This window comes from Cryobacterium sp. AP27, from assembly GCF_056680495.1.
In genome coordinates this window covers 2,433,233-2,450,340 of the sequence record NZ_CM155285.1, presented here as the reverse complement: position 1 = coordinate 2,450,340, position 17,108 = coordinate 2,433,233, and the positions used below count along the sequence as shown (strand labels likewise).

Here is a 17,108-nt window from a genome sequence, read left to right as displayed (position 1 = left end):
CGAATCGGGCTGAATCGGGGAGGGCGCGGCCTGATCCGGTAATCCCCGCACGACGGCACCGAAAAGGCCCCCTCGCGAAACCGGAGTTTCGCGAGGGGGCCTTTTCGGTGTGTGCGTGTTAGAGGGTCAGGGCGTCGCGGATCAACGCCGCCTGCTCCGTGGCGTGACGCTTGGCCGAACCGGCGGCCGGTGACGCCGATGCGGTCCGCGAGAACAACCGCACCGGGCGCGGGCCCAGCTTGTTCGTCTCAAGGTAGAAGAACGGCCATGCGCCCTGGTTCTCCGGCTCGTCCTGCACCCAGGCGAGCTCCGCCGCCGGGTACTGGTCCGCCACATGCTTGAGCTCCGCGGCGGGAAGCGGGTAATACTGCTCCACGCGAACGAGGGCGATCTCGGGGTTCGGGTTCTTCTCGAGGTCGTTGATCAGGTCGTAGTAGATCTTGCCGGCCAGGAACAGCACGCGCTTGACCGCGCTCTTGTCCTGAATCCGAGCATCGTCAATGACCGGCTCGAACTTGCCGCTCGTGAGGTCTGCGACAGAACTCGTCGCTCCGCGCAGACGCAGCATCGACTTCGGGGTGAAAACGACGAGCGGGCGGCGCGGCCGCATGTACGCCTGGCGGCGCAGCAGGTGGAAGTACGACGCGGGCGTCGACGGGCGGGCCACGGTCATGTTGTTTTCGGCGCAGAGCTGCAGGAACCGTTCGATCCTCGCCGAGGAGTGGTCGGGGCCCTGACCCTCGTAACCGTGCGGCAGCAGCAGCACAACGGATGACCGCTGGCCCCACTTCTGCTCGGCCGACGACACGAACTCGTCGATGATCGTCTGGGCACCGTTGGCGAAGTCACCGAACTGGGCCTCCCAGAGAACGAGCGCGTCAGCACGTTCCACCGAGTAGCCGTATTCGAAGCCCATCGCCGCGTACTCGCTCAGCAGCGAGTCGTAGATCCAGAACCGGGCCTGGTTGTTCGTGAGGTTGGCCAGGGGCAGCCATTCCTGACCGTTGACCCGGTCGTGCAGCACCGCGTGGCGCTGAACGAAGGTGCCACGGCGGGCGTCCTGTCCGGCGAACCGAACGGGGGTGCCCTCGAGCAGTAGTGAACCCAGGGCGAGCAGCTCACCGAAGCTCCAGTCGATGCTGCCGTTGCGGCTCATGTCGAGGCGCTTCTGCAGTAGCTGCTGCAGTTTGTTGTGCACGGTGAAGCCCTCGGGCTTGTTGTTGAACGCGTCACCGATCAGGTGGATGACGGCCTCACCAACTCCGGTCGTCGCCGGTTCGCCGGCGGCCTCCTCCTTTTCGATCGCGCGCTTTTCGGCTTCGGCCTTCGCCGCGATCTCCGGGGTGATGATGGGGATCGACGAGGTCTGGGCGGCGTGCGTCTCCATGAAGGCGCGTTCGAGGCGGTCCTGGAAGTCGCGGTGTGCGGCCTCGTACTCCTCCTCGGTGATGTCGCCACGTCCGACGAGCGCCTCGGTGTAGAGCTTCCGAACGGAACGCTTGGCTTCGATCAGGTTGTACATGAGCGGCTGCGTCATCGAGGGGTCATCGCCCTCGTTGTGCCCGCGGCGGCGGTAGCAGATGAGGTCGATGACCACGTCGCGCTTGAACTCCTGGCGGTACGCGAACGCCACCTCTGCGGCGCGTACGACGGCTTCGGGGTCGTCGCCGTTCACGTGCAACACGGGCGCCTGGATGGTCTTGGCGACATCCGTGGAGTACACCGAGGACCGCGCGTCGCCGGGCGTCGTCGTGAAACCGAGCTGGTTGTTCACGACGATGTGGATGGTTCCACCGGTGCGGTAACCGCGAAGCTGCGACATCTGCAGCGTCTCGAGCACAACGCCCTGACCGGCCATGGCCGCATCGCCGTGGATGAGGATCGGGAGAGTGGAGAACGTGCCCATCGGCTTGCGGTCCTGCTTGGCACGAACGATGCCTTCGAGTACGCCGTCACCGGCCTCGAGGTGGCTCGGGTTGGCGGCAAGCGAGACGGGGATCTCGACGCCGTCGTCACCGTGGAACGTGCCCGTGGTTCCGAGGTGGTACTTCACATCACCGGAACCGTGAACGGTGCGCGGGTCCTGGGTTCCCTCGAACTCGCGGAAGATCTCGCCGTACGTCTTGCCGGCAATGTTCGTCAGCACGTTGAGACGACCGCGGTGCGCCATGCCGATCGCGACCTCGTCGAGGCTGTGCTCGGCGGCACTCTGCAGGATGGAGTCGAGCAGCGGGATCGTGCACTCGCCGCCCTCAAGGCTGAAGCGCTTCTGGCCCACGTACTTCGTCTGCAGGAAGGTCTCGAAGGCCTCGGCCTCGTTGAGCTTGGCAAGGATACGCATCTGCTCGACGTGAGTCGGCTTGACGTAAGCCTTCTCGATCTTCTCCTGCACCCACTTGCGCTGGGCGGGATCCTGAATGTGCATGTACTCGATGCCCGTCGTGCGGCAGTACGAGTCACGCAGCACGCCGAGGATATCGCGCAGCAGCATCAGGCGCTTCTCGCCGAATCCTCCGGTCACGAACGACCGGTCGAGGTCCCAGAACGTGAGGCCGTGGGTGGCGATGTCCAGGTCGGGGTGCGAGCGCTGCTTGTACTCGAGCGGGTCGATGTCGGCCATCAGGTGACCGCGCACGCGGAAGGAGTTGATGAGCTCCTGCACACGGGCGGTCTTGTCGACGGCGCTCGCGAGGTCGACGCTGATGTCCGGTGCCCAGTGGATCGGCTCGTACGGGATGCGGAGGGCCGCGAAGATCTCCTCGTAGAAGTTGTGCTGCCCGATGAGCAGTTCGTGCACGATCTTGAGGAACTCGCCGGAACCGGCACCCTGGATCACCCGGTGGTCGTAGGTGCTCGTGAGGGTGATGGTCTTCGAGATGGCCAGGCTGGTGAGTGTCTTGACACTCGCCCCCTGGAACTCGGCGGGGTAGTCGAGGGCGCCGGCCCCGATGATGCAGCCCTGCCCCTTCATGAGGCGGGGGACGGAGTGAACCGTGCCGATGCCGCCCGGGTTGGTGAGCGAGAGCGTGGCGCCGGCGAAGTCATCCGCTGTGAGCTTGTTCAGACGGGCCCGGGTGACGAGGTCTTCGTATGACGAGAGGAATTCGCCGAAGGTCATCGTGTCGGCGCGCTTGATCGTGGGCACCAGGAGCGCGCGGGTGCCGTCGGGCTTGGGCATGTCGATCGCGAGACCCATGCCGACGTGTGCCGGGGCGATAACCGACGGCTTGCCGTTGACCTCGTCGTAGTACACGTTCTGACTCGGGAACATCTTGAGCGCACGAATCAGCGCCCAGCCGATCAGGTGCGTGAACGAGACCTTGCCACCGCGAGCGCGCTTCATGTGGTTGTTCATCACGATGCGGTTGTCGATGAGCAGCTTCGCCGGGATCGTGCGCACACTCGTAGCCGTTGGCACGGTGAGGCTCGCCGCCATGTTCGTGGCGAGGGCCTTGCCCATGCCGCGGAGCGGGGTGATCTTGTCTTCCACGACGGTGGCCTGGGGATCCGTCGCCACCGGCATCGGGCTGGTGACCGGGGCGTCGGCGGGAACCGGAACCGGGTTCGGGGCCCGTGAGGTCGTGCGCGCGGTCGGCTGGACCGACGCGGCGGGGGCCGCGACCGGGGCCTGCACCGCGGGCGCTGCCGGGGCGGGCGCTGCCGGGGCGGGCGCTGCCGGAGCGGTTGCTGCCGGGGCGGGCGCTGCCGGAGCGGTTGCTGCCGGGGCGGGTGCTGCCGGAGCCTGCCCGGCGGGAGGCGTTCCGGCATCAGCCGGAGAGTTCGCCGTCTGGTGGTAGCTCTCCAGAACGGGCCACCACGACTCGTCCACCGAATCCTTGTCGACGAGGTACCGCTCGTAGAGCTCGTCTACGAGCCACTCATTAGCTCCGAATTCGCCCGACGTCTTTTCATCAGAAGCTCCACCGGTTACCTGGCTTGACACCGTCCGATCGCCCACTCTCCGCGTTGATTTTGGATGTCCCTGACGATGACACTCGCCGGGTCAGTCTTCCTATCAAGCCTAATCCCATTACTGACGGCTGCGTTCCCCCGCGCCAGCGGCTAGCGTTCTGGTATGAGGTTCTATGGAACACCCCCCACCAGCGATCTGACGTACTCCGACGTTTTTCTCGTACCAGGCCCCTCGGACGTGACGAGTCGGATGGACGTCTCGCTCGCTCCCGGGGACGGTACCGGAGCCACGCTGCCGATCGTGTCGGCGAACATGAACTCCGTGACCGGCCCCCGCCTCGCCGCGACGCTGGCCCGTCGCGGGGGACTGGGCGTGCTGCCGCAGGACATGCACCTGCAGGACCTCGACGCGGCCATCCGCTGGGTGAAGGCGCAGTCGGTGCGCTTCGACACTCCCTTCGTTTTCGGTCCGGACGACACCGTGGAACAGGCGCTGCGTCAGGTTCCCCCGGTCGACGGGCAGGGACTGGTCATTCACACCGAGAAGGGCGAATACCTCGGCTGCATCGTCGCCTCGCGCCTGCGTACCGCTCTCGGCGACGCGCGACTGGGTGACCTGCTGCGCGGTTCCATGGCCTCGCTCGACGCTGACGACGTGGACGGGCCCCGCCGTGCCTTCGACCTGATGACGGACGCCGAGCTCGACTTCGCTCCCGTTCTGCACCACGGCCTGGTCGTCGGCACGCTCAGTCGCAAGAGCGCTCTGCGCTCCACGCTCTACGACCCGGCCGTTGATTCCCAGGGCCACCTGAAGGTCGCTGCCGCACTCGGCATCAACGGCGACGTGGCCGCGAAGGCCAAGGCTCTCGCGGCCGCCGGTGTGGACGTGCTGGTGATTGACACCGCGCACGGGCACCAGGCAGGCATGATTCGCGCCCTCAAGATCGTCGCCGACCTGAACCTGGGCCTGCCCATCGTGGCGGGCAACGTCGTGACGGCGGAGGCCGTTCAGCATCTCGTGACCGCGGGGGCCACCATCGTCAAGGTCGGAGTGGGGCCGGGAGCGATGTGTACTACGCGCATGATGACGGCCGTCGGTCGTCCCCAGTTCTCGGCGGTACTGGAGACGGCCGCCGCGGCGTCCGAACTCGGCGCGCACGTGTGGGCCGACGGCGGGGTGCGTTACCCCCGGGATGTGGCGCTCGCCCTCGCCGCGGGCGCGGCATCCGTCATGATCGGATCCTGGTTCGCCGGCACGACCGAGGCCCCCGGCTCGCTCAACACGGATGCGTCCGGTCGCCTCTACAAGGAAAGCTGGGGGATGGCCTCCACGAAGGCCGTGCAGAGCCGCTTCGACCGACTCGACGCCTACGAGCTGGCCCGCAAGACACTCTTCGCCGAGGGAATCTCCAGCTCGAAGATCTACCTCGACCCGCAGCGACCGTCGGTCGAAGACCTGCTCGACATGATCACGGCGGGCGTGCGCAGTTCGTTCACGTACGCCGGGGCGACGTCGGTGAGCGAGTTCCACGCCAAGGCGCGGGTGGGATTGCAGTCCGCGGCCGGGTACGACGAGGGCAAGGCGCTCCCGGTCTCCTGGTAGCGCAGTCGACTATAGTTATGGGAATAATGGACGACCCCCCAGCATCATCAGAACCCACACATAAACCTTCGCCCGTGAGCGACGGTGGTGACCGTGCTTGAGTGGATAATGCTCGGGTTTGGTCTGCTTCTCACCGTCGGCACGGGCATCTTCGTCGCGAGCGAGTTCGCGCTGGTCAACCTGGACCGCTCCGAGCTTGAGGCGCGCCGGGACCGCGGTGAATCGAGGCTCGGCCTGACCATCGCGGCCCTCAGAATCACGTCGACCCACCTCTCAAGCGCCCAGCTCGGGATCACCCTCACCACGCTGCTCACCGGTTATGCGATGCAGCCGGCCCTGACCACGCTGTTGTCCGGTCCGCTCACCGCGATTGGGCTGCCCGCCGTGACCGTGCCGGCGATCGCGACGACGGTGGCGATCATTGTCGCCACGCTGCTGTCGATGATCATCGGTGAGCTGATTCCGAAGAACTTCGCCCTTGCCCTGCCGATCCAGACGGCGAAGCTCGTGATCCCGGCGCAAACCGTGTTCACGACCGTGTTCAAGCCCGCCGTCCTGATGCTGAACGGCAGTGCGAACGGCCTGCTGCGTGCCGTGGGGGTCGAGCCCAAGGAAGAACTCTCGGGGGCGCGTTCCGCGGAGGAGCTGTCCTCGCTCGTGCGCCGTTCGGCGCAGGCGGGACTGTTGGAGAAGGACACCGCCACGCTTCTGCACCGCACGCTGCTTTTCTCCGGGCACACGGCATCCGACGTGATGACGCCGCGTCCGCGGGTCGCGGTCATTTCGCGCACGGCTTCTGCTCAGGACGTCATTGAGCTCACCCGCCAGACGGGGTACTCGCGTTTCCCCGTGATCGATGAGAGCGCCGACGACATCGTAGGCATCGTTCACGTGAAACAGGCCGTGGCCGTGCCGCGGCAGCGCCGCGCCGGCGTGCCCGTGTCGGCGTTGCAGACCGAAGCCGTTCGAGTGCCGGAAACGATGAAGCTCGACAGTCTGCTCGGCGACCTGCGCGGTCGCGGCTACCAGATGGCCATTGTCGTGGATGAGTACGGCGGAACGGCGGGCGTGGCCACCCTGGAAGATCTCGTGGAGGAGATCGTGGGGGAGGTCGCCGACGAGCACGACCGCACCAGGGCCGGCGTTGTGCGCTCGCCCGGTTCGATGACGTTCCCCGGTATGCTGCGTCCCGATGAGCTGCTCGAGCGCGCGAGCCTGAGCGTTCCCGACGACGGCCCGTATGAAACCGTGGCCGGATTCGTGATGAGTCTGCTCGGCCGCCTGCCGGTGGTGGGGGACACCGTGGCCATGGAGGGCGGGGAGCTGCGGGTGGAACGCCTCGATGGCCGCCGGATCGACCGCCTCCGGTTCACTCCGCTGGCGGCGGCGTCGGAGCCGGAGCGCGAACCTGACCGTGAGTCGAAGAAAAAGAAAAGGTATGCCAGGAATGCCGCCGGCAAGAACGACGATGAGAGCGAGGTGACGAAATGAGCGATTGGGCGGGAATAGCCTGGCTGGTTGTGCTGCTCGCAGCCAACGCCTTCTTCGTGGGTGCCGAATTCGCGGTCATCTCCGCGCGTCGCTCTCAGATCGAACCGCTTGCGGAAGCCGGCAAGCGCAGCGCCAAGACCGCGCTGTGGGCGATGGAACACGCCACTCTCATGCTGGCCACCACGCAGCTCGGCATCACCGTGTGCTCGCTGCTGATCCTCAACGTTTCCGAGCCGGCGATCCACCACCTGATCGAGGTTCCCCTCGAGTTGACCGGTCTGCCGGGGGAGGCCATCAGCACACTCGCGTTCCTCGTCGCCCTGGTTCTCGTGTCGTACCTGCACGTGGTCTTCGGCGAGATGGTGCCGAAGAACCTGTCGTTCTCCGTGCCCGACCGGGCGGTGCTCATCCTGGCGCCGCCCCTCGTATTCATCGGGCGCATCTTCTCTCCCGTGATCGTGGCCCTGAACGCCACGGCCAACGCCGTGTTGCGCCTTTTCGGAGTGCAGCCTAAGAACGAGGCGACGAGCACGTACACGCTCGACGAGGTTGCGACGATCATCACCCAGTCCAAGAAGGAAGGGGTGCTCTTCGACGGGACGGGGGCACTCACCGCCACTTTCGAATTCACCACCCGCAAGGTGCGTGACGTGGCGGTGCCGATCGACAGGATCATCAGCCTGCCGGAGTCGGCTACCCCGGCCGACGTCGAGAAGGCGGTCACCCGTCATGGTTTCTCCCGCTTCGTTCTCGTGAACGAGGCCGGCGACTCCACGGGTTACGTGCATCTGAAAGATGTGCTCGACATCGAGTCGGCGGAGTACCAGACGCAGATCCCCGGCAAGCGGATCCGTCAGCTCGCGTCCATCTTCGAGGACACCGATCTGGAAGACGCCCTCGCCACCATGCGGCGTTCCGGCGCGCACGTGGCTCGCTCGTTCACCGAACTTGGTGAAACCACCGGCATCCTCTTCCTGGAAGACATCATTGAAGAACTCGTGGGCGAGGTTCAGGATGCCACCCGCCGGGAGTGACACAGACGTCTATCGTGGGGGGCATGGCGAAACCCCGTAGGTGGCTGGAATGGAACGTCGACCAGGCGAGAGACTGGATTCGCGTTCCCGGCCCGGCAGACGACAAGTACACGCATGGCGTGCTCGGAATGCTCACGGGATCGAAGGACTACCCGGGCGCCGCCGTGCTCGGCGCCGAAGCCGCCGCGCGTACGGGAGTAGGCATGGTGCGTTATCTTGGCCCGCGGCGGGCCGGCGACCTCGTGCTGCAACGGCGGCCGGAGGTCGTGACGGTGGCGGGCCGCGTGCAGGCGTGGCTGCTCGGCTCCGGCCTCCTTGCGGACACGCGCAGTGACAGTGTCACGGGCGCCCTCGACGCGGCGCTCGCCGAGGGCCTGCCGACCGTGTGCGACGCTGGCGCCCTCGATCGTGTGACGGCCGGGACGGGCTCCCGCCGACCGATCGTGATCACCCCGCACTACCGCGAGCTCGCTGCCCTGCTCACGCTGCGCGGCGAAGGCGCAGAAACCGTCACCGCGGAACAGATCGCGGGCGACCCGGGCGAATGGGCCGCTCGCTCCGCTCGAAACCTCGGAGTCACGGTTCTGCTCAAGGGCGGCGTGACCCATGTCGCCGCCCCGTCCGGTGTCAGGCTCACGGTGTCACACGCGCCGGCCTGGCTGGCCACGGCCGGTTCCGGGGACGTGCTCGGAGGCATCCTTGGGGCGCTGCTCGCCACGAACGCCGAGCGAATCGCAGCGGATGCCGACGCGCTGCCCGCTCTGGCCGCCACCGCCGCGCTCGTGCACGCCCACGCCGCCGGACTGGCGTCGGCCGGGGGGCCGCTAGCGGCACTCGACGTGGCCGAGGCCGTTCCCGCCGTTATTCGCGCGTTGCTCGCGGTTCCCTCGGAGGGCCGGCACTAGGTAAGGCGGGCCAGTGGCGTTCGAGCCCCGACTCGATGACCGAGTGGCCTCTGTCGGAATGCCGGTTCTGGTGTGCGACTCCAGCCGAATCGAGCTAAGCCGCGGCCGGCGTCCCGCCCGCCTGGCCCAGCGGAAGCAGCCGCGGGATCTGCCGAACCAGGACGACCATCACGAGCAGCTCGACGAGGGTCTGCGTGACGACGACGAGAGGAGCGAGGTCGAACTTTGCGGGCAGGGCGAGCACGAGGGGGAGGACGACGAGCGAATTTCGGGTGACGCCGCTGAACACGATTGCACGGCGCCCGGGCACATCGAGCCGCGCGACACGACTGGCGATAGCACCCAGCGGGACCATGCTCACGGCGAAGAGGATGAAAACGGGCACGGCGAGGACCAGCGCGGTGATCTGTTCACCAACGCCGTAGATCTGTGAGGCAACGACGACAGCGAGTGTGAGCATCATCAGCGGCACCATCGCGCCCAGCACGACGTTCTGCACGATGTGCCCGGCGCGGGTGCGGGCCGCGGCCAGTTGGGTGAGGCCGGCGGCGGCCAGCGGGAGGAGGATGAGCAGCACGAACGCCTCGATGAACGGTTCGAGGTCGATGCTGTGGACGAACTCGGGTCCGATCATGAGCCACAGGTAGACCGGGAGCAGAAGAATCTGCGACAACATCAGCAGGGGCGCTGCGGCCAGCAGCCGGCCGTTCGCGCCGCCGGCGAGGCCGGTGAACACGATGACGTAGTCCACACACGGGGTCAGCAGCACGAACAGCACCCCAACCAGCAGGACGTGGTCGGCCGCGACGAACCGCGACAGTGCAAACACCACGATCGGAGCAACGACAAAGTTGACGACAAACACGGTGGCCAGGAATCGCCAGTCACGGAACGCCTGCCCGACCTTGGCGAACGGAACACCCAGGAACGTCGCGTACAACAAGCTCCCCAGCACCGGATTGATCGCCGCTGCCGACGGATGTGCCACGGCCGGGATCATCAGGCCCACGACGACGGCAAGCACGATGGCCGCGAGGTAGAGCGGCACCTGATGTCGTTCCAGCCACTCCACGCTCGGGTTCATGATCCCAGTCTTCCAGTCTTCCGGCCCTTCACCAGGTCACGGGCGAGGCGACGCCGATCCCGGCCGCTACAGTGATCAGGTGCCGCGCCCCCTCCTGCAACGAACCGTTCCGCTGTGGGGCGCGTTCGTGCTCGTGCACCTCGTCATCGTGGCCCTGGCACTGTTCGGACCGGGCAACGCGATCGGCGACATCGGGGTCGTCTATCGCGGCTGGGCGGACGGGCTGCGCACCGGCACGATCGTGGGCATCACGACACCGTTCGTCTACCCGGTACTTGCCCTGGTGCCGATCGCGGCCGCCTCGGTGTTGGGCGATGCCGCCTACGTCTACACCTGGTTCGCCCTCGTCACGGTGGTCGACGCGGTGGCCTTCCTCGTGCTCGTGCGGGGCCGGCGTGCCCGGCGCGTGCGGGCCGCGTGGTGGTGGCTGGCATTGCAGCTGTTGCTCGGCCCGATTGCACTGGCTCGCATCGACTCCATTACCGTTCCGATGGCGATCATCGGCCTGCTCTGGCTCGGCTCCCGGCCGTTCTGGGGAACCACCCTTCTGGTTCTCGCCACCTGGGTGAAGGTGTGGCCGGCCGCGGCGCTCGCGGCGCTCCTCGTGGCGTCGCCACGGCGCTGGCGGATGCTGCTGCTCGCGTCGGGCCTCAGCGTTGCGATCGTCTCTCTCGCGCTGGTCCTGGGCAGTGGCGCGAATGTGCTCAGCTTCATCACCGCGCAGACGTCGCGCGGCATCCAGATCGAGTCACCCGTCGGGGGCGCCTGGATGTGGCTGACCGCGCTGCACGTGCCCGGGAGCTCGTTGTACTACGACAGCGACATTCTCACCTTCCAGGTGCGTGGTCCCGGCGTGGCCGCCGCCGGCGCACTGATGACCCCGTTGATGGCGGTGATGGCCGGCGTCGTCGTGCTGCTCGGTGCCCGGGCCACGCGGGCCGGCGCGGCTTTCTCGACGGTCTTTCCCCCGCTGGTGCTCGCTCTCACGGCGACGCTGATCGTCTTCAACAAGGTGGGTTCGCCCCAATTCATTTCCTGGCTCGCGGCACCCATCGTCCTCGGGCTGGTGTGGCACGGCTCGGGCTGGCGCACGCCGGCTCTGCTCGTCGCCGGGATGGCCGCCCTCACGCAGGTTGTCTACCCCTACCTCTACGACTGGTTGCTCGTGGCGGACCCGGCGCTCGTGCTCGTGCTCACCGTGCGCAATCTGCTTGAGATCGTGCTGCTGGGGTGGGCGGCTCGTGACTTGTGGTCGTACGATCGCAGGAGCGAAAGCTCGCCCGCATCCGCCCGGGTGTCACGGCATTACTGAAGGAGTTCTCATGTTGGTCGCATTCTCGGTCGCCCCGTCCGGAGCCCAGGACGAGGAGGGGTCGGTGCACAACGCGGTTGCCGCCGCCGTCAAGGTGGTGCGTGACTCCGGGCTGCCCAACCACACCGATTCCATGTTCACGACCATCGAGGGCGACTGGGACGAGGTGTTTGCCGTGATCAAGGCGGCCACCGAGGCCGTCGGTGCGTTTGGGCCGCGCGTCTCGCTCGTGCTCAAGGCCGATATTCGTCCGGGCCACACCGGTGAACTCACCGGCAAGGTCGAGCGGCTCGAGGCCGCCCTGGGTTCGGACGCCTAGCTCCCCAAACCGCGGCCACTTGGAACCAGTGCAGAGCAGCACTGGGGGCCGCTGGCTGTGAAAGTTATTCCGAAACTCCCCAATAAATACATGAGCAACTCTCGCCTAAACCTTCGAATCGGGCTAAAATGGGGGTATGTTCACGACGGTGAAGTCCGGAGCTGAGATGGTCGCCCTGCTGGCGCAGGCCGACGAACTGGTCACGAATGCTCTGGCCGGGGTGCAGTTCGCGCTCCTCGACGACGACGCGGCGCTGGCCGTGTTGGGGGCGTTGGAGGCGGTGGGGCGACGGGTGGACGGCGGCCGGATCGGGTCCGCGGCGAATGTTGCGTGCCGGGCGGATGCGGGGTTGGGGCATGAATCGCTCGCGTGGAAGAACGGGTGCCGGGGCAAATTCGAACTGATCACCGGCGTGACGCGTATCTCCAGCAGCGAGGCGAAGCGGCGGATGCGGCTCGGCGGTTTGATCGCCGGCACCGCGAGCGCGGCGAGTGGGTTGCTGGGGCAGAGCGTTCCGGTGCGGCACCCCGCCGTCGCCGACGGCCTTGCCTCCGGCCAGCTGGGGGTGGATGCGGCGGAAGTGATCGTCAGCGTGCTGGAGCAGATCGGTTCCCGGGTGGCGGTGGAGGATCTGGACCGGGCCGAACGGGCTCTCGTCGCGTCGGCGACCGGGGCGATCACCGCGGAGACCGCGGGGCTGCCCGGGGCGGGGATCGCATTCGGCGCCGACCTGATCCGCGCGCAGGCGCACCAGTGGGAGGCGGTGCTTGACCCGGACGGCGCCGCCCCGAGTGATGACGAGCACGCGGCGACAAGCACGGTGGGGTTCGGCGTGCTGCGTAACGGGCTGTACCCGTTGCGTGGCGGGGTGACGCCGGACCTTCTCGGGGTGATGAACGGTGTCTTCGCCACGTTCCTCTCCGCGCACGCGGCGCCGGCGTTCCCCACCGCCGACGAGCAGGCGCGGATGGAGGCCGGGGAGCTCGTGCCCGGGGCCGAGGCGGCGGCGGTGGACGAGCGCACCGGTGGAGAGAAACGCGCCGACATCCTCCGTGCCGTGTTCGAGAAAACTGCGCGGGACCCGAAAACGCCCACTATGGCTGGTGCGGCGCCGGTGGTGATGGTGCATGTGAACGCTCGCGACCTGAAGACCGGCCGCGGCGTCGGCTGGATCGACGGGGTGGACGCCCCGATCAGCCTCTCCACCGTGCAGCAGCGCTTATGCAGCGGCGGGTACCAGCAGGTGGTCATCGGTGACGACGGACAGGTGCTGCACCTCGGCAGCAAAGAACGCTTCTTCAGCCCGGCGCAGCGCCGGGCGATCGCCGCCCGCGACGGCGGCTGCGTCATCCCCGGCTGCACCATCCCCGCCGCCTGGTGCGAGGTACACCACGTGATCCCGTGGCAATCCCACGGCGCGACCGACGTGGAGAACGGGGTGCTGCTGTGCTGGTTTCATCACCACAGCATCGACACCAACGGGTGGAACATCCGCATGGTCAACGGGCGCCCGCAGCTGCGCGGCCCCGTACTCTTCGACCCCACCCGAACCTGGCGGCCCGCCGCCACCCACCGGGCCAACACCCCCAGCACCGACCCACCCTGGAACAGATCGACGGCAGTTCGCCCCGGCCGCGCCCGACAGTAGGATGGCTGCCATGTCTGAGAGAACAGCCGAGCGTGAGGCTCCCGGTACGCGCGCCATCCGCTTTGAAGCGACGCTGCTGAGGATCGCCGACCGGCCCCTCGTGCGACTGCCGAAGGAGGCCAGCCTCGAGCTGCCGTCCCGCGGACAGGTCGCCGTCACCGGCACACTGAACGGCCACGCATTTGAAAGGGTGCTCGAACCGGATGGCATGCGGGGCCATTGGCTTGATGTGGACACGTCGCTGCAACAGGCCGTCGCTTTCAGCGACGGTGACACCGTGGAGGTCGAGCTCGATGTGTCCACGGCGTGGCCCGAGCCCGAAATGCCCGATGACTTCCGGGAGGCACTGGCCGATACTCCCGATGCCTCCGCCGTCTGGCGGGACATCACTCCGATGGCGCGCTGGGAATGGGTGCGGTGGATCAACGCGACCAAGAACATGCAGACGCGTCAGCGGCGCGTCGAGGTCGGTCTGTCGAAGCTACGGTCCGGCAAGCGACGACCCTGCTGCTTTGATCTCGCATCGTGCACGGACCCGGAACTCTCGAAGAGCGGCAAACTCATCGACGCCTGACGCGGGATCAGTCGAAGCTGAGGCTCAGCTTGCGGAGCAGGGTCGAGAGCCTGTCCTGCTCGCTCGCGGAGAGAGTGCTGAGCAGCGCCGCCTCGGCATCCACGAGGCGGGTGATGGCAGCGTCCACGCGGGTGAGGCCCGCGGACGTCATTCCCACGAGCACGCCGCGACCGTCGTGCGGATCGGTGTGCCGCGTCACGAGGCCGCGTTCGGCGAGGCCGTTGATGCGATTGGTCATGGTGCCGCTCGACACGAGTGTCTGTTGCAGCAACGCCTTAGGACTGAGCTCGTACGGTGCTCCCGCACGGCGCAGGGCGGAAAGCACGTCAAATTCCCAGGATTGCAGCTCTGACCGGGAGAAGGCCGTGCGGCGGGCACGGTCGAGATGCTTGGCCAAACGGGCGACGCGGGAGAGCACCTGCAGCGGGGCGAAGTCGAGATCGGGTCGTTCGCGCAGCCAGGAAACTACGATTCGGTCGACTTCATCATGGTCAGGCATTGGTCCATTATCCCGGGTGTGGCCGTGGGGGAGCGTGCGGGCCCCGTCATCTGGCACACTTGAGGGTGTCGTCACCTCGCGGTTGACGCGTTCCGCCGTGGTGTAATGGCAGCACGACAGCCTTTGGAGCTGTTAGGTCTAGGTTCGAGTCCTGGCGGCGGAGCATCTTTTCCACAGGTCGACATCCCCCCGTTACACACGCAGAGGACACCACCCCCGTGACAGACTCCCACCTCGCCATCATCGTGCTCGCCGCCGGACAGGGCACGCGCATGAAATCCAGTCTTCCCAAGCTGCTGCACCCGCTGGCCGGTCTCCCGATCGTAAGCCACGTTCTCGCGACGGCTCGCGCGCTTGAGGCGGCGCACGTTGTGACCGTCGTGCGTCACGAGCGCGATCGCCTCGCCGCCGTCGTCGCCGCGGAGCTGCCGGAGAGCCTCATTGTTGACCAGGACGACGTTCCGGGCACCGGTCGCGCCGTGGAGCAGGCCATCGCCGCCCTGCCCGCCGACTTCGACGGTGACGTGCTCGTGATCAACGGTGACGTGCCCCTGCTGGACGCCGCAACCCTGGCCGCGTTCATCGACGCGCACCGGGGGAGCGCCGCCGCCGGAACGGTGCTCTCCGCCTTTCCGGACGATTCGACCGGCTACGGACGCATCGTCCGGTCGGCACAGGGCGCATTCGACCGCATCGTGGAGCAGAAGGACGCCAGCGACGCGGAGCGGGCGATTGACGAGATCAACGCGGGCGTCTACCTGTTCGGGTTCGCGGCGCTGCGCGATCAGCTTGCCCAGCTGACCACCGACAACGTTCAGGGTGAGAAATATCTCACCGACGTGATCGGCTTGCTGCGTCAGGCCGGCGTCGAGGTTGCCGCGGTGCCCGTTGAGGAAGCCTGGCTCGTGGCCGGCATCAACGATCGTGCGCAGCTGAGCGATGCGGCCCTGACCCTCAACGAACTCATTGTGCGCGGCTGGCAGCTTGCCGGGGTCACAATCCAGGACCCGGCCACGACGTGGATCGATCTCAAGGCCACGCTCGCGCCCGACGTCACCATCCTGCCGGGAACGCAGATCCTCGGCGCCACCGTGGTCGAGACCGGTGCCATCATCGGCCCGGACACCACCCTGCTGGACTGCGAGATCGGTGAGAGAGCGGTCGTGAAGCGCACCGACGCCACGCTCGCGGTGATCGCGGCCGGGGCATCCGTTGGCCCCTTCTCCTATCTGCGGCCCGGCACGTTGCTCGGCGCCGACGGCAAGATCGGCGCCTTCGTGGAGACCAAGAACGCCACGATCGGTGCGGGGAGCAAGGTGCCTCACCTCAGCTACGTGGGCGACGCCGTGGTGGGCGAGGGCTCGAACATCGGAGCCGGAACCATCTTCGCCAACTATGACGGTGTGGCCAAGCACCACTCGAAGATCGGGTCGCATGTGCGCACCGGGTCGCACAACGTCTTCGTGGCGCCGATTACAATTGGGGACGGAGCATACACGGGTGCGGGCACGGTCGTTCGAAAGGACGTACCGGCGGGGGCGCTGGGCATCAACGTTGCACCGCAACGAAACATGGACGGTTGGGTTCACGCCAACCGCCCCGGCACGGCCGCTGACGTGGCCCAGGCCGACAGCACGAGCGCAACTGAGCGTCAGAGCAGTACCGAGAGCGGAGAATAAGTGTCTGAAATCAAGACCAGCGGCGACAAGCGACTTGTATTGGTCTCGGGGCGGGCGCATCCACAGCTTGCTGTCGACATCGCCACGGAGCTTGGCTCGGAACTTCTGCAGACCGACGCGCGCACCTTCGCCAACGGTGAGCTGTACGCCCGGTTCGACGAAAGCGTTCGTGGCTCCGACGCATTCGTGATCCAGTCGCACACGGCGCCGATCAACGAATGGTTGATGGAACAGCTCATCATGGTCGACGCCCTCAAGCGCGCCTCGGCGAAGCGCATCACCGTCGTCGCCCCGTTCTACCCCTACGCCCGGCAGGACAAGAAGGGCCGCGGCCGCGAGCCGATCTCGGCCCGGCTGGTCGCCGACCTGTTCAAGGTTGCCGGAGCCGACCGCATCATGTCGATCGACCTGCACGCCGCGCAGATCCAGGGCTTCTTCGACGGCCCCGTCGACCACCTGTTCGCGATGCCGGTGCTGCTCGAGCACTTCCGTGAGAAGCTCGACCCCGCAACCCTCACCGTTGTCTCGCCCGACATGGGCCGCGTTCGCGTGGCGGATATCTGGAGCGACCGGCTCGGAGTGCCGCTCGCCATCATTCACAAACGTCGCGACCCGCTCGTACCCAACCGCGTCTCGGTGCACGAGATCGTCGGCCAGGTCGAGGGACGCGTCTGCCTGCTCGTCGATGACATGATCGACACCGGTCGTACGATTGCCCTGGCCGCCGAGGCGCTGCGTGAAGCCGGCGCCATCGGCGTTGTCGTCGCCGCCACGCACGCCGTGTTCAGCGACCCGGCCGTCGACATGCTGCAGAACCCCGCCATTTCGGCTGTCGTCGTCACCGACACGCTGCCGATTCCCGAGGAGAAGCGTTTTCCGACCCTCACGGTTCTGCCGATCGCTCCGCTGCTGGCGCGTGCGATCCACGAGGTCTTCGACGAGGGTTCCGTCACCTCGATGTTCGACGGCGCCGCGTAACCCTCTCATTCTGCCCAGAGGGGCTGGTCATCGGTTTCGATGCCCGGCCCCTGTTTTGTGTGCGGCGCCG

At 67.0% G+C, this 17,108-nt stretch carries 13 protein-coding genes and 1 tRNA gene; 11 read left to right on the top strand and 3 right to left on the bottom strand.

Going from position 1 to position 17,108, the window contains the following annotated elements; translation table 11 throughout:
* Positions 1–118 precede the first annotated feature (118 nt).
* Complete coding sequence (locus AC1MB9_RS11635) at positions 119–3,943, bottom strand: multifunctional oxoglutarate decarboxylase/oxoglutarate dehydrogenase thiamine pyrophosphate-binding subunit/dihydrolipoyllysine-residue succinyltransferase subunit (protein ID WP_479962109.1); 3,825 nt, start codon at positions 3,941–3,943, stop codon at positions 119–121.
* A 132-nt stretch (positions 3,944–4,075) separates the two neighbouring features.
* Between AC1MB9_RS11635 and guaB1 the strand changes: the two genes are divergently transcribed.
* From guaB1 to AC1MB9_RS11615, 4 genes are all read left to right on the top strand, one after another.
* Positions 4,076–5,515, top strand: coding sequence for a GMP reductase (gene guaB1, locus AC1MB9_RS11630; RefSeq protein ID WP_479962108.1), 1,440 nt, complete (start codon positions 4,076–4,078; stop codon positions 5,513–5,515).
* A 108-nt stretch (positions 5,516–5,623) separates the two neighbouring features.
* Entirely contained in the window at positions 5,624–7,006 is a 1,383-nt protein-coding gene (locus tag AC1MB9_RS11625; RefSeq protein ID WP_479964635.1) for a hemolysin family protein, read from the top strand.
* On the top strand, positions 7,003–8,040 hold the full coding sequence (locus tag AC1MB9_RS11620) for a hemolysin family protein (protein ID WP_479962107.1): 1,038 nt from the start codon (positions 7,003–7,005) through the stop codon (positions 8,038–8,040). The genes AC1MB9_RS11625 and AC1MB9_RS11620 overlap by 4 nt, the downstream gene beginning before the upstream one ends.
* 23 nt (positions 8,041–8,063) lie before the next feature.
* A complete protein-coding gene (locus AC1MB9_RS11615; RefSeq protein ID WP_479962106.1) occupies positions 8,064–8,945 on the top strand; it encodes an ADP-dependent NAD(P)H-hydrate dehydratase in 882 nt (293 codons plus the stop codon).
* A gap of 94 nt (positions 8,946–9,039) precedes the next feature.
* Here AC1MB9_RS11615 and AC1MB9_RS11610 read toward each other — a convergent pair whose 3' ends face one another.
* Positions 9,040–10,029: an arsenic resistance protein gene (locus AC1MB9_RS11610; RefSeq protein ID WP_479962105.1), complete on the bottom strand. Its 990-nt coding sequence runs from the start codon at positions 10,027–10,029 to the stop codon at positions 9,040–9,042.
* A gap of 79 nt (positions 10,030–10,108) precedes the next feature.
* Between AC1MB9_RS11610 and AC1MB9_RS11605 the strand changes: the two genes are divergently transcribed.
* The 4 genes from AC1MB9_RS11605 (at position 10,109) to AC1MB9_RS11590 (ending at position 13,882) form a co-directional block, all read left to right on the top strand.
* The gene (locus AC1MB9_RS11605) at positions 10,109–11,341 is read left to right on the top strand and encodes a glycosyltransferase 87 family protein (RefSeq protein WP_479962104.1); all 1,233 of its coding nucleotides are present in this window, start codon (positions 10,109–10,111) and stop codon (positions 11,339–11,341) included.
* A gap of 10 nt (positions 11,342–11,351) precedes the next feature.
* Positions 11,352–11,660 carry a thiamine-binding protein gene (locus AC1MB9_RS11600; protein ID WP_479962103.1) on the top strand — a complete coding sequence of 103 codons (309 nt, stop codon included), beginning with the start codon at positions 11,352–11,354 and terminating at the stop codon, positions 11,658–11,660.
* A 136-nt stretch (positions 11,661–11,796) separates the two neighbouring features.
* On the top strand, positions 11,797–13,308 hold the full coding sequence (locus AC1MB9_RS11595) for an HNH endonuclease signature motif containing protein (RefSeq protein WP_479962102.1): 1,512 nt from the start codon (positions 11,797–11,799) through the stop codon (positions 13,306–13,308).
* 10 nt (positions 13,309–13,318) lie between these two features.
* Entirely contained in the window at positions 13,319–13,882 is a 564-nt protein-coding gene (locus tag AC1MB9_RS11590; RefSeq protein WP_479962101.1) for a YdeI/OmpD-associated family protein, read from the top strand.
* Between the two features lie 7 nt (positions 13,883–13,889).
* Here the strand turns inward: AC1MB9_RS11590 and AC1MB9_RS11585 are convergent, their stop codons facing one another.
* Positions 13,890–14,381 carry a MarR family winged helix-turn-helix transcriptional regulator gene (locus AC1MB9_RS11585; RefSeq protein WP_479962100.1) on the bottom strand — a complete coding sequence of 164 codons (492 nt, stop codon included), beginning with the start codon at positions 14,379–14,381 and terminating at the stop codon, positions 13,890–13,892.
* 91 nt (positions 14,382–14,472) lie between these two features.
* Here AC1MB9_RS11585 and AC1MB9_RS11580 point away from each other — a divergent pair.
* The 3 genes from AC1MB9_RS11580 to AC1MB9_RS11570 all read left to right on the top strand — a co-directional run bounded on the left by AC1MB9_RS11580 (position 14,473) and on the right by AC1MB9_RS11570 (position 17,038).
* Positions 14,473–14,544, top strand: a tRNA-Gln gene (locus tag AC1MB9_RS11580).
* Positions 14,545–14,599: 55 nt separating this feature from the next.
* Complete coding sequence (gene glmU, locus AC1MB9_RS11575; protein WP_479962099.1) at positions 14,600–16,060, top strand: bifunctional UDP-N-acetylglucosamine diphosphorylase/glucosamine-1-phosphate N-acetyltransferase GlmU; 1,461 nt, start codon at positions 14,600–14,602, stop codon at positions 16,058–16,060.
* Positions 16,061–17,038 (top strand): ribose-phosphate diphosphokinase, encoded by a 978-nt coding sequence (locus AC1MB9_RS11570; protein WP_479962098.1) that lies wholly within the window; start codon positions 16,061–16,063, stop codon positions 17,036–17,038.
* The last annotated feature ends 70 nt before the right edge of the window (positions 17,039–17,108 follow it).